This is a genomic window from Sphingomonas sp. TZW2008, assembly GCF_002117915.1.
Taxonomy (GTDB): domain Bacteria; phylum Pseudomonadota; class Alphaproteobacteria; order Sphingomonadales; family Sphingomonadaceae; genus Sphingomonas.
Genome location: NZ_BDJB01000004.1, coordinates 16,429 through 40,240, shown reverse-complemented (window position 1 = coordinate 40,240; position 23,812 = coordinate 16,429). Strand labels below are relative to the sequence as shown.

The window sequence follows — 23,812 nt, the reverse complement described above, 5'->3', positions numbered from 1 at the left end:
AGACCGCGGCCTCGCCTTCGTGACAAGAGGTTTGCCGGGAGGCTTGTCTTCTCCCATGATGAGGCATGCCGAGCGACGAGAAGACTGCGCGTACTGATCTGGCGGAGGACCGCACCGACCTCGCGGAGGACCGCACTCTGCTGGCGAACGAGCGGACGTTCAGCGGCTGGGCGCGGACGGCGACGGCCTGCATCGGCATCGGCCTGGGCTTCAGCGCGCTGTTCAAACCCGTCGAGCCGACCTGGGTAGCGAAAGCGATCGCCACCGTGTTCATCCTGCTCGGCATTTTCCTGGTGATCGCCGCAGAGCGTCGGGCGCGTGGCCTGCACGAGCGGCTGACGGCGCATCACATAGCCGGCGTCTCGCCGATCAACTTCAGGGTCATGGCCGTCGCAATCTCGGTCGCGGCGACGGGCCTCATCGTCGCTATATGGCTGCTGACGTGATCCACTGCCGGCCGCTCCGGAAGGCGTGGAGCCTCGTTGCTGACCCTAATAGAGGCCGAGCACGATGATCGACGCTCCCTCCGCCCACGCAATTGCCGCCATGCTGGTCACGGTGGCGATGTTCTATGGCTTCGCTTCGGGGCGGCTGAAGGTCGAGATCATCTCCCTGCTGACGATCAGCGTCATCGCGCTGGGCCTGTACTGGTTTCCCTTGCCGGGCGAGCGACCGACGGACGGGCTTAAGCTAGCCTTCGAGGGTTTTGGCCATTACGCTCTCATTACAATCTGCGCGCTGATGGTTATGGGGCGCGGCTTGGTAGCGACCGGCGCGCTCGACCCGGCCGCACGCCTCCTGACCAGATTATGGCGCTTCAACCGCGGCGTCGGTTTCCTGACCACCCTGGTGCTAGCCATGGTGATGAGCATGATGGTCAATGACACGCCCGTGCTCGTGCTGCTGTTGCCAATCATGGTGGCGCTGGCTTCGCGCGGCGGAATGCCGGCCTCGCGAACGCTGATCCCCATCAACAGTGCGGTGCTGATCGGGGGCATGTCGACCACGATCGGCACATCGACCAACCTGCTGGTGGTGTCTATCGCGACCGACCTGGGGATGCGGCCTATGGGCGTGTTCTACTTCACCCCACTCGTCATCATCGCGGCGCTTGTGGCACTGCCCTTCATCTGGCTGGTGATGCCTCGACTGCTGCCCGACAATTCGGTAGCGACCGGCCATGCGCCGCGCCGCTTCTATGCGTCGCTCCGGCTCGGATCCCGCTCGCCCGCGATCGGTCAGGTGCCGGCCGCGTTCCTTGCGCGCGTGGTGCCGCAGGTCGAACTTGTCGGCGCTCCGGAGAAACCGGCGGTTGTCGACGATCGGATTGCCGTCATAGCGCCGCACGAGGTGCTGGAGGACGCAATGCGGGCGCTCGGCGCCACGACCGCACCGGCAGCCCTGCTCGACCGAGTGCACGCGGCGTCACGCGATCGTCGTGAGGACCTCGCGGTGGTGGAGATGTCCATCGGCGCCGACTCCACCCTGGTCGGCAAGCGGATTGAAACCTCCGGCCTCGCCGAGACGCACGACGTCGCGGTCCTTGGTGTTCATCATGCCAGAACGGCGTGGGAGTGGCGGAATGAGACGTTGCTCGAGGCACCCCTCGAAGAAGGCGACATCCTCCTCGTCACCGGCACGATGGCCGACATCGCGGCACTCGCGCGTGCTGAGAGCCTGCTGATGTTGGATGGCGCGAAGGAGGTGCCGCGCACCGCCAAGGCTTCCCTTGCGCTTGCGATCATGGGCGGCTCCGTCGGGCTTGCCAGCGTCGGACTCCTGCCAATCGCGATTTCGGCGCTCGCGGGCGCCATCCTCATGTTCGTGACTGGTTGCGTTCGCTTCGACAAGGTCGGGCGGGCGCTGTCGGCCAAGGTCATCGTCCTGGTCGCGGCCAGCATCGCCATCGGCCGGGTCATTCTGGAGAGCGGCGCGGCCGAGTGGCTCGGCCAGCTGATCGCGCTGGGGCTGCATCATCTGCCCCCAGGCGGCGCGCTGGCCGCGGTAATGGTGTTCGTCACTATTCTCACCAACTTCGCCTCGAACACGACTGCCGCGGCGGTCGGCACCCCCATCGCCTTCAGCCTGGCGCAGAAGCTGTCCATCCCGGTTGAGCCGCTGGTGCTCGCCGTGCTGTTCGGCTGCAACCTCTGCTATGCGACGCCCGTGGCCTATCAGACGAACATGCTCATCATGACGGCCGGCGACTACAAGTTCGGCGATTACACCCGCACCGGCATCCCGCTGGTGCTGCTCATGATCGTCACGCTGTCGGCCCTACTCGTCTTCAAATACGGGCTCTACTGACGGTTGCGCCCACGGGTGGGATCCTGGTGGATCATCGCGCCAGCCCTGGCGGCGGGCTGTTCGCGTGCGCCAAGCGATCCCCTGGCGGCGCGCTCGCCGGACGGGCAAATCGAGATCTCGGCTGGCACCTTCGCCAACGGGAGTTTGGCGGTGCGGATCAGGCGTCACGGCGCGGACGTGATCGCGCCCTCGCCGGTCGGCCTCATCCTAGCAGACCAGCCGCTCGGCTCCTTGCGGATCGAACGATCGCAACGACCCACCGCGGAGACGGCGCAGCCTTATCGCGAACTGCTCATCCAGGCACGCGAGACCGGGGGCGACAAGCGCGCCCTTCTACTGCGCCTCCGCGCCTACAACAGCGGCGCAGCCTTCCGCATCGAGCAGCCCCGCGCTGCTGCTGCGCGCGATACCCGGCTGGTCGGGGAGACAACGTCGTTGCGTTTCCCGCGCGATTATCAATGCCTTGCCGTTAGCCACACCAAATATCTGAACTCGCACGAAGGCGATTACGCTCCCGTGAGTGCCAGCGCCCTTCGGCCCGGCATTCTGTACGACCTGCCGCTGAGCTGCCGGACCGGGCGGGGCGGCGAAGCCATCGCGCTGACCGAGAGCGACGTGGAGAACTATCCGGGCGGGTATCTGGTCAGGTCGAAGGGGCTGGGCGTCGACCTGCGGCTGACCCCGCTGCCCGCGCGTGACCACCTCGCCGCGGTCCTGCCGGCGGGCGGCCCGACCCTCAGGACCCCATGGCGGGTTATCATGATCGCCGATCGGCCCGAAACGCTGATCGAGAACCAGCTCGTGCAACAGCTCGCATCGCCCTCGCGTATCGGCGATGGGTCATGGATCAGACCGGGCAAGGCCGCCTGGGCCTGGTGGTCGGGCATCAAGGCGGCCGGCGTCCCGAACGCCGGGTTCAACAACCCGACCTACCGCCACTATGTCGACTTTGCAGGCCGCTTCGGCCTGCCCTATTTTGTGATCGACTGGGGTTGGGCGGCGCGGCCGGGCGGCGACAAGGCGTTGGCCGACGTGACCCGCTTCCGACCGGGTGTCGATATCCCGGCGCTGGCCCGCTACGCAGCGCCGCGCGGTGTCCGCCTGTGGCTGTGGACGAACTGGGAGGCGATCGGACCCGATATGGACCGGGTGTTCGCGCTCTATCATGCGTGGGGGGTCGCCGGGATCAAGGTCGATTACGTCTATCGACAGGACCAGGTTGCGATCGCCTATTACCACCGGCTGCTCGCCGCCGCCGCGCGGCACCAGCTGATGGTGAACATTCATGGCGCACCTGTGCCGCGCGGGCTGGAGCGCACCTATCCCAACCTGCTGACCCAGGAAGGCGTGATGGGAGCCGAGTACAACAAGTGGAGCCGCAAGGTGACTGCCGGCGCCAATGTTCGCCTCGCCTATAGCCGGGCGACGATTGGGCCGATGGACTACACGCCCGGCGGCTTTCGCAACGTCACGCCTGCGCAGTTCAAGGCGGGCCAGGTCCTGCCGCTGGTGATGACGACGCGGGCGCAGCAGCTCGCCATGTTCGTGGTCTATCCCAGCCCGCTGCAATCGCTGGCGGATGCGCCGCGGGCGTATCTGGACGACAGCGGCGCGCCGCGGCCCGGCGCAGGCTTCCTGCGGCTCGTGCCCGCATCCTGGGACGAGACGCACGGGGTGGCAGGCGATTGGGGACGCTGGATCGCGGTTGCGCGGCGCAGCGGCAAACGCTGGTTTGTGGGCGTGATGAACGACGAACAGCCGCGCATGGTGTCGCTCCCGCTCGCCTTCCTGACGAACGGGCGATGGCGCCTTCGAGCGCTGGTCGACGGCGCCACGCCTACGGCCGTCAAGGCGCATGGCGGCGTTGTACGTGCCGGCACCAGCCTCCAGGTGCCGGTTGCCGCCGGCGGCGGTGCAGTGGTCGTCCTTGAACCCGAATAAGGCGATCAGGCTCCGTCCTGCGGCAGGACCTCGATGACGGTGTCGCCCTCATGAACGATCGCGTCTTCCTCCCAGAAGCCGATCGCACGCCCGTCGCGATAAAGCCGGAGCCCCTGTCCGGGTCGCAGCTCCCGCAGATGAAGGCCGATATCCTGCGCGGCTGCGGCGCGTTCGCGCAGCGCAATACGGCCATGCGAGGTGACCAGATCGGAGACATAGTCTGCGATGTGCGCGCCGCGGCTTGCTCCGGCGAGCAACTGCCCGCCGAAGCTCACGGGATTGACGATCACCGTCGCACCCGCATCGCTGGCCAGCACCTCGTTTTCCGTCGCCTGGATCGCCACGGCAACTGGCACGTGCGCCGCGAGCCGCCGCGCGGTGAGCGCAATGAGCACGGCGGTATCGTCGCGCCCGGGCGTGACGATCAGCGAGCGTGCCCGATCGATCCCGGCTGCGGTCAGGACGGCATTGTGGGTGGCGTCGCCGTGGACGGTCGCGAGCTGCTGCTCCACCGCCTCCTCCAGCGCGCCCTCAGCTTGGTCGACCACCACGATCTCGCTTGGCGGACAGCCACGGCGCACCAGTTCGTCCGCCGCTTCCCGCCCGGTCGCGCCGAAGCCGCAGATAATCGTGTGGTCGTTCAGTCGCCGCTGGATGGCCGCCATGCGCCAACGCTCCCAGGTATTTCGAAGAAGAAAGCTGTAGGCCGAACCCAAGAAGATCAGCCACACGAAGACGCGCACCGGCGTTACCACGAAGGTGTCGAACATGCGCGCGCGGTCGGTCACCGGCACGATGTCGCCGTAACCAACGGTCGTGACGGTGATCATGGTGAAATAGACCACGTCGAGAAACGACACGACGCCATCCGTATTGTCGCGCAGTCCAGCGCGATCGAACCAGTGGCCTGCGAGCGCGATGCCGACCAGCCCCAGCGCAGCCGCCACCCGTGCGAGCAGGGTCACCGACGGCGGCAGGACGCTCCGGCGGTAGAACCGCGGCGTCGTGCGTGCTCCGGATTTTGCGCGCTTCATGCCAACCGCTTTAAACGAGCGTCACACGATTGTCCCTGCGATGTGGCCCTTCGCCGACTTGCCCGTCTTGGCCAAACATGGGATAGGGCGTTCAGGGTGTCCGGCGTGGTGATCGGGCAGGTTGATGTGCTGGTCGGGCCGCCAGCACCAGTGTCTGCGCCCGAGGTCCCGTTTGTCCGAAATTCCCGCGCCTGCAGCGCCGGTCATTGCCGTTGCCAAGAAGATCGCGGACCAAGTCGCCCGGCCGCGTTCCGCAATGCGTGCCTTTCTGCGCAGCGGCGCATCGGGCGGGATCGTCCTGATCGTCGCGGCTCTGGCGGCGATGGGGATCGCCAACAGCCCACTTGCGCCGACATACTTCGCCTTACTCGAACATCATGTCGGACCGCTCTCTGTCCTGCACTGGATCAACGATGGGCTGATGGCACTGTTCTTCCTGCTCGTTGGTCTTGAGATCAAGCGCGAGCTGGTCGACGGGCATCTGGCAACTTGGGCGGACCGGGCGCTGCCAATGGCTGCGGCGCTCAGCGGCATGATTGTCCCGGCGCTGGTCTATCTGGCGATCGCCGGCTCGACCCCTGGGCTCGCGCGAGGCTGGGCCATCCCGTCGGCGACCGACATCGCCTTTGCCATCGGAGTGATGGCTCTGCTCGGCAGGCGGGTGCCTGCCTCGCTCAAACTGTTCCTGACCACCGTCGCAATCGTTGACGACATGGGGGCGGTCGCTGTGATCGCCGTTGCCTATACAAGCTCGGTGAGCGGCCCTGCCCTGCTGGCTGCGGCGCTGATCCTCGGACTCATGTTCGTCCTCAACCGCTTCGGCGTGGTCCGCCTCTGGCCATACCTGCTGCTCGGCGTGCTGCTCTGGATCGCCATCTGGTCGTCGGGCATCCACGCCACGATCGCCGGGGTGCTGACCGCCAGCCTGATCCCGATCCGCCGCTCGCCCGGCACGCCGGATGCAAGGGACTCGCCGCTTCACCGACTGGAACACGCAATCCAGCGATGGGTCGCCTACCTCATCGTCCCCGTGTTCGGCTTCGCGAATGCCGGTGTCTCGCTTGCCGGCGTGGGGCTGGCGGCCCTGCTATCGCCGCTGCCGCTCGGCGTAGCGGCCGGCCTGTTCCTCGGCAAGCAGCTGGGCGTCCTCGGCGCCGTATGGGCAGCGTCACGGCTGGGAGTCGCGCGGCCGCCGGGCGGTGCGTCGTGGCCGCAGATCTACGGCATGGCGCTGCTGTGCGGCATCGGCTTCACCATGAGCCTGTTTATCGCCGGGCTCGCCTTCGCCGACCCCGATCTTGTCGAGGCGGTCAAGGTCGGCATCCTTGCCGGCTCTGTGCTGTCCGCTTGCGCGGGCTATCTCGTGCTCCGCTTGTCGGCATCGCGTTCAAGACAGGTCGAAGCGTGACGATGAAGGCCATGTTCCGCATAAGGCGTTGCCATGACTGAAGCACTCAGGAGCACGTCCGATCTGACCGCCCGACTGGCACAGTTGACGCTGTATCGCTGGTGGCGCCGATCGGTCGTGGGCCGGGTCGACCATCAAGCCGTGGTCGCCCGGATCGTGGAGGATAGCGGCTGGTCGGCGCGCTTCGCATTCATGACCATGATGTCGGCCGGCATCGCGGTACTTGGCTTGCTTCTATCTTCACCCGCCGTCGTCATCGGCGCGATGCTGATCTCGCCGTTGATGAGCCCGATCCTTGGCTTCGGCTTCAGCCTGGCGCTGTTCGACTTTGCGGAGCTGCGCCGGTCATTGAAGGCGCTGGCGATCGGCGCGGGCGCGGCGGTCGCCTTTACGGCGCTGATCGTCCTCGTCTCGCCCCTGCAGGCGCCGACGTCCGAGATCGTGGCGCGCACGCGGCCCAACCTGTTCGACCTCGCGGTTGCCCTGTTCGCCGCCCTGGCCGGCACGTTCGCCATCATTCGGGGAAGGGGCGAGACGATCGTGGGCGTCGCGATTGCGACCGCGCTCATGCCGCCGCTGGCCGTGGTCGGCTATGGGGTTGCCACGCGCAACGTGCCGGTGGGTGCCGGCGCCTTCGCGCTGTTCGTCACCAACTTCATCACGATTGCGCTCTCGGCGACGGCGATGGCGCGCTTCTACGGGTTTGGGCATCATTTATCACGCCGGCAGAGTTGGGCGCAGACACTGGTCCTGATTCTCGTGTTCGTCGCCATGGCCGTGCCGCTGGGTATCTCGCTCAATCGCATCGGTCGTGAGGCTCTGGCCGTTTCACAGACACGCGCGCTGCTCAACGAACGCTTCGGTGACAATGCTCGCGTCACCCAGCTCGACCTCGACTTCGCCGCTGCCCCGCTGCTCGTCCGCGCCGTGGTGATCACCCCGCGCGGCTCGATGCAGAAGACGCCTGCACTTCAGGCTGCGCTGCAGGAGAAGCTCGGCCGTCCGATCCGGCTCAACCTCGATCAGATCCTGCTTGAAGCGGGCGCAGGCGCGCTGGAGGCGCAACGCGAGGAGCTGCGGCAGGCCGGCGACATGGCTGGGCAAGAGGCGCAACGCATGACGGCGTTGAGCAAGATGATCGCGCTCGTGACCGGCGTTTCGGCCGATGACGTGACGATTGACCGCGACCATCGACGCGCGACGGCTGCAGCCGCCGCCCTGCCGGGCGCGACCGTCGCCACCTATCGCACGCTCGAGGCGCGCGCTGCGGCGGAGACCGAGGGCTGGTCGGTCGTGATCGTGCCGCCCCAAATGCCTCTGCCGGAGATCGCTTTCGCAGACAATGTCGACACGCTTGACGCTGCTGCACAAGCTGCGGTGCTGACATCTGCCTGGGCTGCCCGCCGCTGGAACATGGCGGCGCTCGGCGTCCCCGGCCTTCCGTCCGGAACCCCGCCTGACCGGCCCAATCTTTCGCAACGCCGTGCGCTGGCGATCGCCGCCGTGCTGAAGGCGAAAAACCTGGCCGCGGTCGCGGCGCCTCCTGCCGGGCAGCGGTTCTCGTTGCTGACCGGCGTGTCGGTACCCGCGCCATGATCGGGGGGTTCGCACTCACCCCGTTCGATGCCGCGGCGATCCTGATCGTTCTGGCCGCTGCGCTCGGCTATCTCAACTACCGCTTCGTTAAGCTGCCCTCCTCAATCGGCCTCACCATCATGGGCGCGATCGCCTCGCTGATCGTCGTCGGGCTGGACGGCCTCTTCCCAGGCGCCGGGCTTGGCCATGATATAGTCGGCTTCATCGCAGGCATCGATTTCCATACCAACCTGATGGAGGGCATGCTGTCGTTCCTGCTCTTCGCCGGCGCGCTGCACGTCGATTGGCAGGAGATGGCCCGCGGTCGCTGGCCAATCCTGGTCCTCAGCACGATTGGGGTGGCGCTCTCGACGGTGCTGGTCGGCAGCGGATTTATGTTTCTCTCGCGCCTAATCGGCTTCGAGCTGCCCGCGATCTGGTGCTTCGTCTTCGGCGCGCTCATCAGCCCGACTGATCCCGTGTCAGTCATGGGTGTCCTCAAGCGCGCCAACGTCTCGCCTGCGCTGGAAGCGACGGTCGCCGGTGAGAGCCTGTTCAACGACGGCGTCGGGGTGGTGATCTTCACCATCCTGCTCTCCTCCGCTATGTCGGGCAAACCCTTCTCGATCGCGCATGCGGCCGAGCTGTTCGCGGTTGAAGCCGGGGGCGGCGTCGCGCTTGGGCTCGCGATCGGATGGATCGCGTTTCGCGCGATGCGCTCAGTCGACGAGTACAAGGTCGAGGTGCTGATCAGCCTGGCCGTGGTGATGGGCGGATATGCAGTCGCCCGCCCGCTCCATGCCAGCGGACCGGTGGCTATGGCCGTGGCGGGTCTCATCATCGGGAATGCTGGCGTCGCGCACGCGATGAGTGAGACCACCCGTGATTATCTCCACAAATTTTGGGACCTGATCGACGATATCTTGAATACCGTGCTGTTCCTGCTGATCGGGCTGGAGGTGGTCACAATTCCGGGCGACCTGCGCCTGCTCGTGCTTGGCCTGGCCGCCATTCCGCTGGCGCTTGCCTGCCGCGCGGTGTCGGTCGTGCTCCCCTTGCGCGCGATCCGGCCGACGCATCGTTACGGGCTTATTGCACCGGTGACGCTGATCTGGGGCGGCCTGCGCGGCGGAATCTCGATCGCACTCGCGCTCGGCCTGCCGGATGGGCCGGCGCGCAGCGTCATCCTCGCCGCCACCTATGTGGTGGTGCTGTTCTCAGTGATTGGCCAGGGCGGCACTATCAAGCGCGTGCTGGAGCACCTGACCGCGCGAGAGGCGCGGACGTGAGAGCCCGGCTCACCCGCTTCGCCAACACGCTGAGCGAGAGCTACTGGTTCGTTCCCACGATCATGGCGCTAGCGGCGCTGCTACTCGCCGCGGCGATGATCTGGCTCGACAGCCACCACGCGACAGGCTGGATGGACCGCCTGCCTTGGCTCTATGCGGCCCGGCCCGATGGAGCTCGCAGCCTCTTGTCCTCGATCGGCGGGTCGATGATCGGGGTGGCGGGCACGACCTTCTCCGTCACCATCGCGGCCGTGGTCTATGCCTCCGGCCAGTACGGACCGCGCCTGCTCAGCAACTTCATGTCCGATCGTGGCAATCAGGTGACGCTCGGCACCTTCATTGCGACGTTCCTCTACTCGCTCGTCGTGGTGCGCACGATCCGCTCCCCGGGCGAGACACCTGGAGAGCCGGGCTTCGTGCCCCAGCTCGCGGTGCTGGTCGGCGTGCTGCTGGTGCTCTGCTCCATCGCGGTGCTGATCTACTTTATCCACCACGTGCCCAGCCGCATCCATATCAACAGCGTTATCGAGCGGATCGGCGACCGCCTGCTGACGGAGATCGACCACCGCTTCCCGGTCGGCGTCGGCGAGCCGCTCGAAAAGCAATCGGACGACGACCGGGTCCCCCCACCGTTCCGTGAAAACGCCACGGCCGGCGAAGCCGCCAAGCGCGTCGGGGTGCGAGCCAAGAGCACTGGCTACGTCCAGCTGATCGACACGGACGCGATCATGGAGGTGGCGCAGGATCGCGAAGCGGTCCTGCGCTTGCAATATCAGGCGGGCGACTTCGTGCACCGCGGCAGCGTGTTGCTGGAAGCCGTGCCGACCGATGCGCTCGATGATAACGCGGAGACTAAACTGTGCGGCGCCTTCGCGATTGGCGCACGCCGCACCGCGCTTCAGGACCTGCGCTTCCTTATCGACGAACTGGTCGAAATTGCCGCGCGTGCGCTGTCGCCGGGTGTCAACGATCCGTTCACCGCCAACTCCTGCCTCGACTGGCTGGGTGCCGCTCTAGCCGATCTTGCCCGCCGCGAGCTGCCGTCCCGGCTTCGCGCGGACGAAGACGGCGCGCTGCGCGTGATCGCGCATCCGGTCTCCTTCGCCGGCTTCGTCGATCGGGGGTTCGGCGCGCTGGCCCAATATGCCAGCGCCGACGCGCTGGCGGGCAAGCGCTTCATCGCAGCGTTGGGCGACGTCGCGCTCCAGTGCGATGCGCCGGCCAGGCTAGAAGTGCTTCGCGCCCAGGCCGAAGCGTTCCGCGATCTCGCCGACCGCACGCTGGAGGGCGCCAGTCGCCAGACCGTGCTGGCGCGGGCCGATGCGCTGCTGCGCGCGCTGGCCGAGCCGGATCACAAGCGAAAGCTGCGCGATGGACAGGCTTGGTTGGGGGGAAGTGCATGATTGTCGCCATCGCGCTCGTAGTGGCGCTTGCCGTCACGCTGGCGCTCACCTTTGGCCGGTTCGCGCGCAGCGATAGCTGGCGGGCGACGGTGACGCCGCTCGCCTCCATCATCGGCTCGGGCTTCCTGATCTGCGGTCCGCTGCTGGCGCGCGAGTTCGGGAGCGCTGCGATCCTCGCCATGACCGCGCTGCTGGGCATCGCTTACGCGGCCGGCTGGGTGATCCGCTTCAACATCATCCATGTCGAAGACCACCTCGCCAGCGCGCCCTTCCACGACAGTATCGCCTGGGTCGCCCGCATCACCCAGGGGGTGCTCGCCCTCGCTTATGCCGTGTCCGTCGCTTATTACCTGAAGCTCCTGGCGGAGTTCTCGCTGAAGCCGGTCGCGATCGATCCCGCCTGGCGGTCGATCGCGGCGAACGTGATCGTGACCGTCATCATCGGGCTGATGACGCTGCTGGCGTTCGGTGGTAGCTTGCGCCGGGTCGAACATCTCGCGCACGGCACCGTGTCGATCAAGATCGGGATCATCGCCGGCCTGCTCGTGGCGCTGGCGATAGCATGGGCCCGCAGCGGCATCGTCGATCCCCTGCCCCCGGTGCGCCTGTCCTTCGCCAGCATTCCCATGCTGCTCGGCCTCATCATCACCGTGCAGGGCTTCGAGACCTCACGCTACCTCGGCCACGACTATCCGGCCGCCCTGCGGATCCGCACCATGCGGCACGCACAGTGGATCGCCTCGGCGATCTATCTCGCGTTCATCGCGCTGCTCACCCCATTCCTGTCGCGGGCCGCGGCAACCGAAGGCGTCGCCGGCATTCTCGACATCATGGAGCTGATCGCACCGGCACTCGGCCTCTTCGTGCTCGCCGGCGCGGTGTCCAGTCAGCTGAGCGCGGCCGTGGCGGACTCGATCGGCTCTGGTGGGCTCGTCAATGAGGTATCGCGACGTCGGATCAGCGTGCCACTCGCTTTCACGCTGGCGGGGGCGCTGGCGGTCCTCATCGTCTGGCTGACCGACCCCTTCGAGGTCGTTGCGCTGTCGTCACGCGCCTTCGCTCTGTTCTATGCGCTGCAGTGCGTGCTGGCGCTGATGGTATCGGTACGAGACCGCAGCGCCACCAACGCGCAGCGCGTCGGCTTTGTGGTGATCGGGCTAATCTGTCTGGTGGCGGTGTTCGTCGGCGCGCCGGCAGAAGGTTAGAGCGTTGAAGTGCAATCCTCCGACGGTGAGGGGAACCATGGACGACAAGCAGATGCGCGGCATGAGCTATTTGCGGTTCGCCGCGATGATCGCGACCTCCACGGTTGTGATGTTCGGCCTCATGTACCTCAACACCTACGCGATCAGCGACGTCGAATACAGCCAGACACGGACGTGGATGGCCATCGTCATGGGCGCGGTTATGGCCGTGATCATGATTGGCTTCATGTGGGGCATGTATCCGAACCGACGCGCCAACATAGGGATTGTCGCCGGCGCTGCAGTGGTGTTCGCAGGGGCGCTGTGGCTGGTGCGCAGCCAGGAGACGGTTGGAGATGTCGCGTACATGAAGGCGATGATCCCCCATCATTCCATCGCAATCATGACCAGCGAACGCGCTCACATCCGCGATCCCCAAGTACGACGGCTTGCCGATGGCATTATCGACGCCCAGGTCCGCGAGATCGCCGAGATGAAGCGCATGATCGCGAGGCTGGAAGCGCAGCCGGTGCCCGGCGACGCACCGGACCTTCCTTCCTATCGCCATCTCGGGACAGCGCCGCCGCCTCCCGAAACGGATGCCGATACCGGTATAAATGCGCTGGCGCCGATCCGTTAGGATCAGAGTCCCATTAGCGCAGGCCGGCTGGATTATAGAGGTGTGCTCGCCGCCCAATCGGGGCAGTGCTGTTAGGCGGACCCTCACGGGCGGATCAGCCCAGAGGGAGCGCGTTGGCGATCTCCTGGTCGCTGACCGGCATTTCAAAAAAGTTGTGCCCGCCCGCGTAGGCTACCAGAAGTTCGCGCCGCTGCGCCTCACAGACTATCGGCGTCGCTTATTCCCCAATCGATAGCTTCCTAGTTCACGGCGTTTCACTTGCGCGAAGGTCCGGTGCGCGAATGAGACGTTTGTGCCGCAATGAAGATTAAACCATTTGCCAGCACCGCCGCGCCGCCGTTGTTCGACATGGCGATTGTGAGCGGCAGCCCCGAGGGGATGCTGAATTGTTCAATCGTGCAGGTGGTGCGAAGGGGTGATCCCCGACCTACTTTCAGTCGCCATGCCAATCGCGTGGATACCGCCATAGAGAGGCTGCTTACGGGTCAGTTGAGGTCTGGCCGATCGTGGCCGCCTTTGCCCGGTGCATCGCGGTTACGCGTTTGACTTGCGCAACGCTGCACCCCGCCAGCTCCGCTGTCTTGGCGATGCTCATGCCTGCTTGGCGCATGCCAATGATCCGACGGTGATGAGCTAGGTCGGGCTTGCGCCCGGCATACCGCCCTGCCCGCTTGGCGATCTCAATGCCCTCGCGCTGGCGCTCTCGTCGAGTCTCATAATCGTCGCGTGCGGTCTGAAGCGCTACGCGCAGCAGCATGTCCTGCACGGCTTCCAAAACGATGCGGGCGACGCCGGCGCTGTCGGCGACCAGATCGGTAAGATCGACGATGCCCGGCACCGCGAGGCGCGCACCCTTTGGCCGGATCGTCGCCACCAGCACCTCCGCCTCGGCGAGCGGGAGCCGGCTGATTCGGTCGATCTTTTCGGCGACCATCACTTCCCCGGGCTGGAGATCGGCAACCATGCGAAGCAGCTCCGGCCGGTCGGGCCGCGCGCCGGAAGCTTTTTCGCGGTACACTGCCGCCACGTAATAGCCCGCTGATCGGGCACCTGCGACAATCGCCTCCTGCCCGGTCAGATCCTGCTCTTCGGTGCTGACTCGCAGGTACACTCGCGCCGCGCGGACCGTTAGAAGCGTGCTGTCGTTCTTCATGGCCAATCCGGACATATTCTTGTGAGCCGAACCAAATCATATAGCTCAAGCTCTGAACTGCCGACTTATAGGAGCCTAGCTCATCGGGCCAATACAAGTTGGCCATCTATGTCGAGGCTGGAGAAAGGATCGATAGGCAGCTCTCCTGGCTCACTGCCCCTCGCAAATCGAACTACGAACATCAAGCGACTGGGCGTCGTTCGGACGGTCGAGCCGAGGATTAGCTTCTCATTGGCCTTGACGCAGGTCTGCGATCCTGCGGCGCGACCGACCGGTACGCGCCTCGAGTGAGCATGAACAGTCGCTTTTCGCGGTCAGTCCCTTTATCAGCTAAGCCTTACATCTCGCCCGGCTGAGCCTGCCGCGCGGTGGCAGCCCTGAAGGTAAGGAGCGAGCGTGTCGCCGAACGATCAACAACCCAGACTGGCCTCCACCGGCACCGCTGGCCTGGACCAGATCCTCGGCGGCGGCCTCACGCCGGAGCGCATGTACCTGGTCGAAGGCACGCCAGGCACGGGCAAGACAACATTGGCCCTGCGGTTCCTGCTCGAGGGCGCGACTCTTGGCCAAACAGCCTTGTACATCACTCTGGCCGAAACCGAGGTCGAACTTCGCGCGGTCGGCGAAGCGCATGGCTGGTCGTTGGAGGGTCTCGACTTGTTCGAGATGGTACCCCCGGATGGGTTTGCCGAGGACCATGAGCAGACGCTGCTGCACCCGAGCGAGGTCGAACTGGGCGAGACGGTCCGCGACATTATGACGAAGGTCGACGATGTCCGCCCCACCCGCCTCGTCCTCGACAGCCTGTCCGAGCTGCGGCTGCTGTCGCAGAGCCCGATCCGCTACCGCCGCCAGATCCTGGCGCTGAAGCACTTTTTCGCGACGCGGGCCTGCACGGTGCTCGTGCTTGACGATCGGGGCGCGACCGGAAGCGATCTTCAACTGCATAGCATCGCCCATGGCGTCATTTCGCTCGACCAGACGCTGGCGAGCTTCGGCGGTCAACGACGTCGCTTGCACATCGTGAAGATGCGCCAGCGGCAGTTCAGGGGTGGATATCACGATTTCGAGATCGAGCGCGGTGGATTGTGCGTGTACCCGCGCCTGGTCGCCGCGGATCACCCTTCCGAGAAAGGCGGCCAACCTGTCTCGACCGGCTCGTCGGAACTGGATGCCCTGCTGGGTGGAGGTCTTGTGCCTGGAACCGCCACGCTGCTGGCTGGTCCTGCTGGAGTAGGGAAAACGACGGCCTCCATCCAATGCATAGACGCGGCACTCAGGCGCGGCGAAAAAGCGTCCTACTTTCTTTTCGATGAGCGCGCGGCGACGCTGCTCGCCCGCAGCGCCGCCCTCGGCCTGGATCTGCAGCCGCACATCGACAGTGGCCTACTCGAGCTACGAGCCATCGATCCGGCCGAAATGTCCCCGGGCGAGTTCGCAAGCCGCATTCAGAAGGCGGTCGACGGCGGGGCGACCATGGTCGCGATCGACAGTCTCAATGCCTACTTGCAGGCGATGCCCAACGAGCAGTTCCTTGTTCTGCAGATGCATGAGCTGCTGAGCTATCTCGGCCAAAAGGGCGTTGTCAGCCTCCTCATCCTTGGCCTCCATGGTATCGCCGGGGACATCCGATCAGATGTGGATCTCAGCTACCTGGCGGATACGGTCGTCCAATTGCGCTATTTCGAGGCGTTGGGCGAAGTACGGCAGGCGATTTCAGTCATAAAGACACGCACGGCGCGGCACGAACGCACGATTCGGGAGTTCCAGATCGACCGCAACGGGCTGCGATTGGGTGAGCCGCTCAACCGTTTCCAAGGCGTTCTGACAGGCGCGCCTACGTTCTCCGGCACGCAGGAGACACTGATGGCTAGTCAGATCGATCCGGAAGATCCGCGCACCTAGCATGCATGACCGAGTTCTGATCCTTGCCCCGCGCGGGCGGGACGCCGCCATTGCAGCCGAGCTCCTGAAGCGGCACGATATCAACGCGCGGATCTGCTCGGATGAGCTGCAGCTTGTCGAGCTGCTCGATCAAGGCGCGGGTGCGGTCCTCATCACCGAAGAAGCGCTGGCGGCGGCGCCCCTGTCGAGCTTGGTGACGTGGGTCGCAGCGCAGCCCGCCTGGTCCGACATCCCGTTCGTCGTACTGGCCAACGGTTCACGCACCCCGCGGACCATCTCCGCCACGGATCGCCTTTCGGAACTCGGCAACGTCGTGCTGCTGGAGCGCCCGCTCCATGCCGAGGCAATGCTCGGCGCGATCCGCTCCTCGCTCAAGGCCCGGGCGCGGCAGTATCAGGTGCGCGACACCACCGCGCAGCTGAGAGACAGTGAGGAACGCCTGAGGCTGGCGGTCGAGAATGCAGAGGTCGGCTTCTGGGACGTCGACGTCGTCAACGACCGGCTGATCTGGCCCGCGCGGACCAAGGCGATGTTCGGCATCTCTCCGGACGTGCCGGTGACGATGGACGATTTCTACAATGGCCTCCATCCCGACGACCGGGAGGCTACGAGCATTGCCTACGCGGCGGCGGCTGACCCGAGTTTGCGTGCCCTGTACGACGTCGAATATCGCACGATCGGCAAGGAGGACGGCGTCGAACGCTGGGTCGCCGCCAAGGGTCGGGGCGTGTTCGATCAGACAGGCCGCTGCCTACGCGTAACCGGCACTGTATTAGAGATTACCGAACGGAGGACGACGGAGGTTCGCCGCTTGGCGCTGGGCGACCTTACCGATGCCTTGGCTGACCTGCAGGAGCCGTCCGACATCGCCTATGCCGCTGCCTGTGTTCTCGGCAAAACGCTCGGCGTCACGCGTGTAGGTTATGGCGCAATCGACGCAGATTCCGACAGGCTCCACGTTGATCGCGATTGGACGGCATCTGGGGTTGAGAGCCTCGCCGGGGCGACACCGCTGCGAGAGTATGGCTCGTTCATCGACAGCCTGAAACGCGGCGAGTTCACGGTGATCGCCGATGCGCGCCTCGACAGCCGCACCTCCGGCGCAGCCGAGGCGCTGGAACGCAAGGCCGCACGCTCGTTCGTCAACGCGCCCTTGCTGGAGCGCGGTCGGCTGGAGGCGGTGTTCTTCGTCAACGATGGCAGGGTGCGGAACTGGAGCGACGCCGATCTCGCGCTCATCCGCGAATTCGCCGAGCGCACACGAGGCGCCGTCGAGCGGGCTCGCGGCGAGCACGCGCTGCGCGAGAGCGAGGCGCGTTTGCGCGAGCTCAACGAGACACTGGAAATGCAGGTCGAGGCGCGTGCGGCGGAGCGCGATCGGTTGTGGAACCTCTCGCAGGACATGCTGGCTCGGGCTGATTACCGGGGCATGATGTCGGCTGTCAGCCCCGCCTGGAAGCTGGTCCTCGGCTGGTTCGAGAGCGAGTTGCTCTCGAACGGCTATGCTACCTTCATGCATCCCGAAGATGCTCCGCCGACCCTCGCGGCGATCGAGACCATGCAGAGGACGGGGCAGCCCACCCGCTTCGAGAACCGGATCAGCACGCGCGACGGCGGGTGGAAGCCCATCGAGTGGACCGTGGCGCCCGAGCCCGACGGCGTGAACTTCATCGCAATCGGCCGCGATCTCAGCCATGCCAAGGCGCGGGAAGCCGAACTCGCCCGCGCGCAGGAGGCGCTGCGCCAGAGCCAGAAAATGGAGGCGATGGGCCAGCTCACCGGCGGGGTTGCTCATGATTTCAACAATCTTTTGACCCCGATCGTCGGCTCTCTCGACATGCTCCAGCGCAAGGGACTCGGCGGCGAGCGCGAGCAGCGCCTCATCGCCGGCGCGGCACAATCGGCCGAGCGCGCGCGGACGCTGGTCCAGCGACTGCTGTCGTTCGCACGGCGCCAACCGCTCCAGGCCGTCCCGGTCGATGTGGCGGCACTGGTCGTTGGCATGGGGGACCTGATCGAGAGCACGACTGGGCCGCAGATCAAGGTGAGCGTCGATGTGGCCGAGAACCTGTCGCCAGCCCATGCGGACCCGAACCAGCTGGAGATGGCGCTGCTGAACCTGTCGGTAAATGCGCGGGATGCGATGCCGGACGGCGGCACCCTGCGCATCTCGACCAGCACCGAACCGGTCGGCGCCGGCCATCGTTCTGAGCTTCCGAGCGGAACCTATGTGCGGCTTTCCGTCGCGGATACCGGAACCGGCATGGACGAAGCGACGCTCGCCCGCGCGATCGAACCGTTCTTCTCGACCAAGGGCATCGGCAAGGGAACCGGGCTCGGCCTGTCGTCGGTACACGGCCTGGCTTCCCAGCTTGGCGGAGCCATGACCATCCAGAGCCGGCCGGGCGTCGGCACCAATGTCGAGCTGTGGCTGCCGGTCAGCGCCGACAGGGCGGAACACCTCGCCTCGGCTCACCGCCGGGATGACGGTGCAGCCGATCGCGGCGTAGCGCTCCTGGTCGACGACGAGGAGCTGGTGCGCATGAGCACCGCGGACATGCTCTCTGACCTCGGCTTCGCCGTGATCGAAGTGGGATCGGGCGAAGAAGCAATGCAACTGCTCGAACAGGAGCAGGCCATCGCCGTCGTCGTCACCGACCACCTGATGCCGGGCATGACAGGTACCGAGCTTGCCCGCCACGTGCAGCAGGCTCGCCCCAGTCTTCCCGTCCTGCTGGTATCCGGTTACGCGGATATCGAGGGCGTGGATGCCGATCGCCCCCGCCTGACCAAGCCGTTCCGGAAGGACGAGCTGGCGGCAACACTACTGAGCTTGCTGGACTAGCCTACTCGCATCAACGCGACACTATCATGAGCTATAACGCCTTGTACCATAGGTGGATTTAGCTATCGTAGTAGATCAAATTTGCATAAACAGACGTCAATCCTTTTAGGTAAGATGGACGATGCGTCAGAGCTGACATAAAGAGCAAGCGACTTCCGATTTTAGTCGCAGGGCGCTACTTGCAGGAGGAATACGGCTGGACCAGTTTCATGGTGCAAGCTGTTGCACTTGCGACCTGCGCGCTGATCAAAAATCTTTCGCGATCTTGCGATCTTGCGACACGACTGTGAAACCCGCTCCCACTTGTGTCGGCAGCCCGCAACAATGCGTGACTTCTGATACTCTCCATGTCGGTGGCGATGACGCCACGGCAAGAATGATCAATAGCTGACGAATCGCGTGCGGGGATCGTGCCCGCGTCGAAGACTAGCTGTTCGGAACCGCTGAGCTCGCGGAAGCAGTTGTGACGCTCAACCGGTGAAAAGCAGCCGTTTCGACCTGCTTGCGAGTGACATCAGTCCGCCTGTAAACCGGACCAATCGGATACCATCTAAGATGTTTGCCCCGTTGCCGACATCAAAAGCTCGCGGCGATCTTGACCGCTACGACGCGAGGATCGCGCGCATCTCGGCAAGAACGTTGTTTTCCCTCCACGGCTTCGCAATGAAACGGCCGTGGTCCGGGATCATCTCGGGAGTGAGTCGATGGTGGCCCGAGGTCATCAGAAGACCAATCTTTGGCCAGCGCAGGTGGACACGTCGCGCAAGTTCCAGGCCGTCCATGCTGCCCGGCATGTCAACGTCGGAGAACAGCAGACGCACGTGGCCGTGGCGTTCCAAAAGATCGAGCGCCTCATCGGCCGTCTGTGCCTCAATCACGTCAAAGCCGGCACTCTCGAGCAGATCGCAGCCATGCATTCGCACGAGCGGCTCGTCTTCAACGATCAGAACGGTCGGACAGTGATCGATCATCATGGCGAGGAGACTCCATCCCACCATGTCCACGGAACATACTGGGATGGAGAGAACGCTCGATGTGACAATAGGTTACCGCCCGTCACTCAGAATGCGGGACCCCCGCGTTGACAGAGCGATTAAGCGGCATCGTGAAAGAGAAGCACGTCCGCGTCTCGTCTGAGGTGACCTCCAACTTCCCGGCGTGCGCTTTGGCGATCTCCGCGGCGATGTGCAGCCCCAACCCCAGTCCATCCCGATCGGAACGCACGCGCCCCCGCACGAAAGGCTCGAACAGGTGCGCCATGGTCTCCGGCGGGATCGCGGCGCCCCCGTTCGTGACAGATATCGTGAGGACATCGTCCGCGATCGAGGCTTCAATGCGCACGGGCATGTCCTTGGAACCATGGGAAAGCGCGTTACCGAGCAGATTTGAGAGCAGCTGGCCTAGCCTCTGACGGTCACAGTCCACCGAACGGTTGAACGCAAAATTTGCTGTAATTTCGCGATCTGGTGAGATCGCGCGCAGTTCGTCCACCACCTGCCTCAGCACCGGCTCAAGCGGAGCATCGGCATCCCTCGACAACACTATGCCACCACCTAAGCGACCGCGCGCAAAGTCGAGCACGTTGTCAATCAGCCCACCCGCGCGCAGGATGCTCCCATCGATCAGGTTAGTGACCCGCCGTCCGCGGTCGCTCAACGGCTCCTTTGCAAGCAGCCGCATCCCACTCGCGATCGAGGCGAGCGGGTTGCGCAGGTCGTGTCCCAGCACGGCGATGAACTCCTCGCGCAACTTGGAGGTCGCACGCTCGGCTCTGGCACTTTCTTCCGCCCGGGCGCGGGCATCGAGCAGGTCGCGCTCGTAGCGCCGCCGGTCGGTCGACCGGAAGATCGCCAGTCTGACCTCCTGCGGCCGTCCGTCGCGGTCGCGCAGCTCCACCGCGTTTACCAGCGCTGGCATGCGCGTTCCGTCGGCCCGCACGAAGTCGAGCGCCACCTCGTCGAAGTGCGCCTGGAGCCGCAACATCGGCACGAAATGAGTCTCGTAGAAGATCTTGCCGCTGATCGGCAGGATGTCCGGTAGTGATTGCCCGACGAGAACCTCCCGGTTGTAGCCGGTCCAGAGGGCGAAGATCGCATTAGCCTCGACAATGCAGCCCTCCACGTCTGTCCGCAGGAGACCACAGGGTGCGCCGTCGAACCAGTCTCCGGGGTCGGCGATGGCGTTTGAGCCGTTCATCGCCAGTCGGTGCCCGGGTCAGACAAAGGCTCTGATCGCCGCGATCGTCTCAGCAGGGGCACTCAGATTGGGGCAATGCCCAACCGCGTCGAGCAGCACGAACTCGCTGCCGCGGATCTGACGGTGGACAAACTCGCCCACACTGACCGGCGCGATAAGATCGTTGCGGCATTGCAGGATCAACACGCGCGCGTGAACCCGGGCGAGGTCTTCGCGATTGTCGGACAGAAAGGTAGTCCGCGCGAAGTGCCTGGCGATCTCTGGATCGGTGCGGCAGAAGCTGTTGATCAACTCCTCGCCAAGCTCGGGCCGATCAGCGTTGCCCATGATGACCGGCGCCATCGTCTGGGACCAGCCCATGTGATTGCTGTCGAGGAAGTCGAGCAACTCCTCGATCTGCTCGGCCGTAAACCCGCCGACATAGGCGCCGTCGTCGACGTAGCGGGGGGACGGACCGACCAAAACGAGATTTGCAAACAGCTCGGGCGCTAGATTGGCGGCGAGCACGCCGATCATTGCGCTCACGGAGTGGCCGACGAAGGTTCCGCCTCGGATGTCGAGCGCCCGTGCGAGCGCGACCACGTCATTGGCGTAGCCCGCGAGCGACCCATACTTCTCGGCATCATACGCCGCCAGATCGGAGGCGCCTGCGCCGACATAGTCAAACAGGACTACCCGATGGTCGCGCTCGAACGCCGGCGCAACGTACCGCCACATCGCCTGATCGCACCCAAACCCATGCGCGAACATCATCGCCTGCGGCCCTGCGCCACGAACGTTCACCGCGAGCCGTGCCATCAATCCGGGATCTGCGACGGTGTCAGTCTTCGTCATCGATCGGGCCTTCCTCATCCGGAGCGGGTCGATGGCGACAGGCAGGTCGGTCGATCTGAGCGGGACACTAAGCCTTTAGCACACGCAATCATGTCATGCCATTGCTGGTCGGGCATCGCCTGGGCAGCTAGATCCGTAAGTTGAACAGCGCGTCGGTTTTCGAGCAACTCCAGCTTTGACCGCAGATACCCGCGTCCTGATCGGCGTCACGTGCTGCGCGGCCCGCGATCGGCATCTACAACCTCCTTCGGGCCGAGCGCTGAACCGACCCGCATCACGGCAATTGGCATCCGGAGGAGAGGAGAAGGCCAGCCTGTCGAAAGGTGATCGGGACAGCCCTGCTCTGCCCCGCTACCATAGGCTTCCGGTTTCGATTACGCTCACGTAACGGCACGCTGAGGGGCGCGCGGGGTAGTGACTAACGGAGTGCGCATTGCGGGATCACGTTGAGCATTCGCGCATCGCAAACGAGCTGGTGCGCAAGGATCGAGGCACCGACCCGTTCTCTGCCGCTGTCCGCGCGACGCGCATGCCGATGCTGATCACCGATCCCAATCAGCCCGACAATCCGATCGTTTTCGTAAACGCGGCTTTTTCGCGTCTGACCGGCTTTGATCATGACGAGATCATTGGACGCAATTGCCGGTTCCTGCAGGGCCCAGCCACCGACCGGGGGGAGGTGCAGCGGCTACGGGAGGCGATCGCGGCCCGACAGCCGATCGAACTGGAATTGCTGAACTATCGTAAAGATGGTCAGACGTTCTGGAACCGCCTTCTGGTGTCCCCGGTGTTCGACGAGGAAGGCGACGTGACCTACTTCTTCGCTTCACAGTTCGACGTCACGCTCGAACGCGAACGGCTTGTTCGGCTGCAGCGGGATCGCGATGACCTGGAGATCGAAGTCGGCCAGCGCACGAGCGATCTGATCCAGGCGGAAAGCCAGCTAAGGTTTGCGCTAAAGGCGGCGCAATTGGGATCGTGGACTCTTGATCTAGCGACTGAGCGAATGTCCGTCACAGAGGGGTGCAAGGAAAATTTCGGGCGCGCCGTCTCCGAGCCGTTCCTCTACGAGCATATCAAGGCGGCCGTGCATCCGGAGGATCGCGCTCGTCGCGACGAAGCACTTCGAGTCGCGTTGGAGGAGACCGACGACTACCAGGTCGAATACCGTATTCACACGCCTGCTGGCGAGGAACGATGGATCGCCGTCCGCGGGCAGGTTTTCCGCCGCGCCGATGGAACTCCGCTGCTTCTTGTAGGCGTTTCCCAGAACATCACCGACCGTAAGCGTGCCGAGGAGCATCGCACCCTTCTGGCCAATGAGCTCAGTCACCGGGTGAAGAACATGCTCGCCACCTTGCAGGCAATCGTTGGGCAGACACTGCGCACTGCCAATTCGGTCGAGGAGGCAAGCGCCACGCTGTCCGCGCGCATTCAGTCGATGGACGCTGCCAACGACTTACTTGTTAATGAGCGCTGGGAGAGCGCCAACATGCATGATCTGGTCGATCGCGCGCTCGCGCCGTTCCGCGCGACCGACCGTAGTCGCCTCAGGACCGAAGGACCAAACGTGCGGGTTCCTCCCCGCATCGCGATCGGCTTGGCACTCGCCCTGCACGAACTGGCGACAAACGCCGCGAAATACGGTGCGCTGTCCAGCCCGACCGGTTATGTCGAGATCAGCTGGCACGTTTCGGAGGACGTGGCGGCAAGCCTCCACTTTCGTTGGCAGGAGATCAACGGACCGACCGTCACGCCGCCATCCCGGATCGGGTTCGGATCTAAGCTCATCGAACGGGTGTTAAAGAGCGAAATCAACGGCAAGGTCGATTTACAATATCCACCTAGCGGTGTGGTGTTCAGCGCCTCAGCCCCATTGCCGGAACTGGAAAGCGAATAGCGGCCGTTAGGCTTATCGCAGTTCGTCGAGTGCGGCGCGCTCGCAGTCTTCCAACGCCCAGAACTTCTTACCCGACTGGATTGTGGGTGCGCCATCTTCGATGCGCTCGCGGGCGAGGACCCGCCACCGTCTTCCCTGCGCGTGAGGCTTGATGGAGCGCACCACGTCAGGCTCGGGGCGGCGTTGTCGTCACCTCGG

The 23,812-nt window shown here is 64.9% G+C and carries 18 protein-coding genes; 12 read left to right on the top strand and 6 right to left on the bottom strand.

Features of this window, described 5'->3' with window-relative positions:
- The first annotated feature begins 65 nt into the window (after positions 1–65).
- The 3 genes from B7L05_RS04960 (at position 66) to B7L05_RS04950 (ending at position 4,248) form a co-directional block, all read left to right on the top strand.
- On the top strand, positions 66–446 hold the full coding sequence (locus B7L05_RS04960; RefSeq protein ID WP_085809148.1) for a YidH family protein: 381 nt from the start codon (positions 66–68) through the stop codon (positions 444–446).
- 64 nt (positions 447–510) lie between these two features.
- The gene (locus B7L05_RS04955; RefSeq protein WP_085809147.1) at positions 511–2,307 is read left to right on the top strand and encodes an SLC13 family permease; all 1,797 of its coding nucleotides are present in this window, start codon (positions 511–513) and stop codon (positions 2,305–2,307) included.
- A 15-nt stretch (positions 2,308–2,322) separates the two neighbouring features.
- A complete protein-coding gene (locus B7L05_RS04950) occupies positions 2,323–4,248 on the top strand; it encodes a glycoside hydrolase family 97 protein (protein ID WP_179187127.1) in 1,926 nt (641 codons plus the stop codon).
- 5 nt (positions 4,249–4,253) lie between these two features.
- On the opposite strand, the gene B7L05_RS04945 is transcribed toward B7L05_RS04950, so the two are convergent.
- Complete coding sequence (locus B7L05_RS04945) at positions 4,254–5,282, bottom strand: TrkA family potassium uptake protein (protein WP_085809145.1); 1,029 nt, start codon at positions 5,280–5,282, stop codon at positions 4,254–4,256.
- A 124-nt stretch (positions 5,283–5,406) separates the two neighbouring features.
- Between B7L05_RS04945 and nhaA the strand changes: the two genes are divergently transcribed.
- The 6 genes from nhaA (at position 5,407) to B7L05_RS04915 (ending at position 12,781) form a co-directional block, all read left to right on the top strand.
- On the top strand, positions 5,407–6,690 hold the full coding sequence (nhaA, locus tag B7L05_RS04940) for a Na+/H+ antiporter NhaA (protein ID WP_085809144.1): 1,284 nt from the start codon (positions 5,407–5,409) through the stop codon (positions 6,688–6,690).
- A gap of 33 nt (positions 6,691–6,723) precedes the next feature.
- On the top strand, positions 6,724–8,286 hold the full coding sequence (locus tag B7L05_RS04935; protein WP_085809143.1) for a DUF389 domain-containing protein: 1,563 nt from the start codon (positions 6,724–6,726) through the stop codon (positions 8,284–8,286).
- The gene (locus tag B7L05_RS04930; RefSeq protein WP_085809142.1) at positions 8,283–9,554 is read left to right on the top strand and encodes a sodium:proton antiporter; all 1,272 of its coding nucleotides are present in this window, start codon (positions 8,283–8,285) and stop codon (positions 9,552–9,554) included. The genes B7L05_RS04935 and B7L05_RS04930 overlap by 4 nt, the downstream gene beginning before the upstream one ends.
- Positions 9,551–10,957 (top strand): DUF2254 domain-containing protein, encoded by a 1,407-nt coding sequence (locus B7L05_RS04925; protein ID WP_085809141.1) that lies wholly within the window; start codon positions 9,551–9,553, stop codon positions 10,955–10,957. The genes B7L05_RS04930 and B7L05_RS04925 overlap by 4 nt, the downstream gene beginning before the upstream one ends.
- A gap of 89 nt (positions 10,958–11,046) precedes the next feature.
- Positions 11,047–12,162 carry a hypothetical protein gene (locus tag B7L05_RS04920; protein ID WP_144037140.1) on the top strand — a complete coding sequence of 372 codons (1,116 nt, stop codon included), beginning with the start codon at positions 11,047–11,049 and terminating at the stop codon, positions 12,160–12,162.
- 37 nt (positions 12,163–12,199) lie between these two features.
- Positions 12,200–12,781 carry a DUF305 domain-containing protein gene (locus B7L05_RS04915; protein WP_256926612.1) on the top strand — a complete coding sequence of 194 codons (582 nt, stop codon included), beginning with the start codon at positions 12,200–12,202 and terminating at the stop codon, positions 12,779–12,781.
- A 254-nt stretch (positions 12,782–13,035) separates the two neighbouring features.
- Here the strand turns inward: B7L05_RS04915 and B7L05_RS16865 are convergent, their stop codons facing one another.
- Together B7L05_RS16865 and B7L05_RS04910 are read right to left on the bottom strand one after the other, a co-directional pair.
- Positions 13,036–13,248 carry a hypothetical protein gene (locus B7L05_RS16865; RefSeq protein ID WP_144037139.1) on the bottom strand — a complete coding sequence of 71 codons (213 nt, stop codon included), beginning with the start codon at positions 13,246–13,248 and terminating at the stop codon, positions 13,036–13,038.
- A gap of 11 nt (positions 13,249–13,259) precedes the next feature.
- A complete protein-coding gene (locus tag B7L05_RS04910) occupies positions 13,260–13,934 on the bottom strand; it encodes a recombinase family protein (protein ID WP_085809138.1) in 675 nt (224 codons plus the stop codon).
- 396 nt (positions 13,935–14,330) lie between these two features.
- On the opposite strand from B7L05_RS04910, the gene B7L05_RS04905 reads away from it, so the two are divergent.
- Positions 14,331–15,839 (top strand): ATPase domain-containing protein, encoded by a 1,509-nt coding sequence (locus tag B7L05_RS04905; RefSeq protein WP_085809136.1) that lies wholly within the window; start codon positions 14,331–14,333, stop codon positions 15,837–15,839.
- A 1-nt stretch (position 15,840) separates the two neighbouring features.
- Complete coding sequence (locus tag B7L05_RS17570) at positions 15,841–18,684, top strand: PAS domain-containing protein (RefSeq protein ID WP_085809134.1); 2,844 nt, start codon at positions 15,841–15,843, stop codon at positions 18,682–18,684.
- A 602-nt stretch (positions 18,685–19,286) separates the two neighbouring features.
- Here the strand turns inward: B7L05_RS17570 and B7L05_RS04895 are convergent.
- From B7L05_RS04895 to B7L05_RS04885, 3 genes are all read right to left on the bottom strand, one after another.
- Complete coding sequence (locus tag B7L05_RS04895; protein ID WP_218775988.1) at positions 19,287–19,658, bottom strand: response regulator; 372 nt, start codon at positions 19,656–19,658, stop codon at positions 19,287–19,289.
- An 82-nt stretch (positions 19,659–19,740) separates the two neighbouring features.
- Positions 19,741–20,880 carry a HAMP domain-containing sensor histidine kinase gene (locus tag B7L05_RS04890; protein WP_085809132.1) on the bottom strand — a complete coding sequence of 380 codons (1,140 nt, stop codon included), beginning with the start codon at positions 20,878–20,880 and terminating at the stop codon, positions 19,741–19,743.
- 18 nt (positions 20,881–20,898) lie between these two features.
- A complete protein-coding gene (locus tag B7L05_RS04885; RefSeq protein WP_256926611.1) occupies positions 20,899–21,714 on the bottom strand; it encodes an alpha/beta fold hydrolase in 816 nt (271 codons plus the stop codon).
- 433 nt (positions 21,715–22,147) lie between these two features.
- Between B7L05_RS04885 and B7L05_RS04880 the strand changes: the two genes are divergently transcribed.
- Positions 22,148–23,614, top strand: a complete 1,467-nt coding sequence (locus tag B7L05_RS04880) for a PAS domain-containing protein (RefSeq protein ID WP_085809130.1) — start codon at positions 22,148–22,150, stop codon at positions 23,612–23,614.
- The last annotated feature ends 198 nt before the right edge of the window (positions 23,615–23,812 follow it).

Bases quoted from the DNA above. Each gene is read 5' to 3' on its own strand.
- B7L05_RS04935 (WP_085809143.1), top strand. From the start codon at position 6,724: ATGACTGAAGCACTCAGGAGCACGTCCGATCTGACCGCCCGACTGGCA.
- B7L05_RS04955 (WP_085809147.1), top strand. From the start codon at position 511: ATGATCGACGCTCCCTCCGCCCACGCAATTGCCGCCATGCTGGTCACG.
- B7L05_RS04910 (WP_085809138.1), bottom strand. From the start codon at position 13,934: ATGAAGAACGACAGCACGCTTCTAACGGTCCGCGCGGCGCGAGTGTAC.
- B7L05_RS16865 (WP_144037139.1), bottom strand. From the start codon at position 13,248: ATGGCGGTATCCACGCGATTGGCATGGCGACTGAAAGTAGGTCGGGGA.
- B7L05_RS04960 (WP_085809148.1), top strand. From the start codon at position 66: ATGCCGAGCGACGAGAAGACTGCGCGTACTGATCTGGCGGAGGACCGC.
- B7L05_RS04885 (WP_256926611.1), bottom strand. From the start codon at position 21,714: ATGACGAAGACTGACACCGTCGCAGATCCCGGATTGATGGCACGGCTC.
- nhaA (WP_085809144.1), top strand. From the start codon at position 5,407: ATGTGCTGGTCGGGCCGCCAGCACCAGTGTCTGCGCCCGAGGTCCCGT.
- B7L05_RS04930 (WP_085809142.1), top strand. From the start codon at position 8,283: ATGATCGGGGGGTTCGCACTCACCCCGTTCGATGCCGCGGCGATCCTG.
- B7L05_RS04895 (WP_218775988.1), bottom strand. From the start codon at position 19,658: ATGATGATCGATCACTGTCCGACCGTTCTGATCGTTGAAGACGAGCCG.
- B7L05_RS17570 (WP_085809134.1), top strand. From the start codon at position 15,841: ATGCATGACCGAGTTCTGATCCTTGCCCCGCGCGGGCGGGACGCCGCC.
- B7L05_RS04945 (WP_085809145.1), bottom strand. From the start codon at position 5,282: ATGAAGCGCGCAAAATCCGGAGCACGCACGACGCCGCGGTTCTACCGC.
- B7L05_RS04890 (WP_085809132.1), bottom strand. From the start codon at position 20,880: ATGAACGGCTCAAACGCCATCGCCGACCCCGGAGACTGGTTCGACGGC.
- B7L05_RS04915 (WP_256926612.1), top strand. From the start codon at position 12,200: ATGGACGACAAGCAGATGCGCGGCATGAGCTATTTGCGGTTCGCCGCG.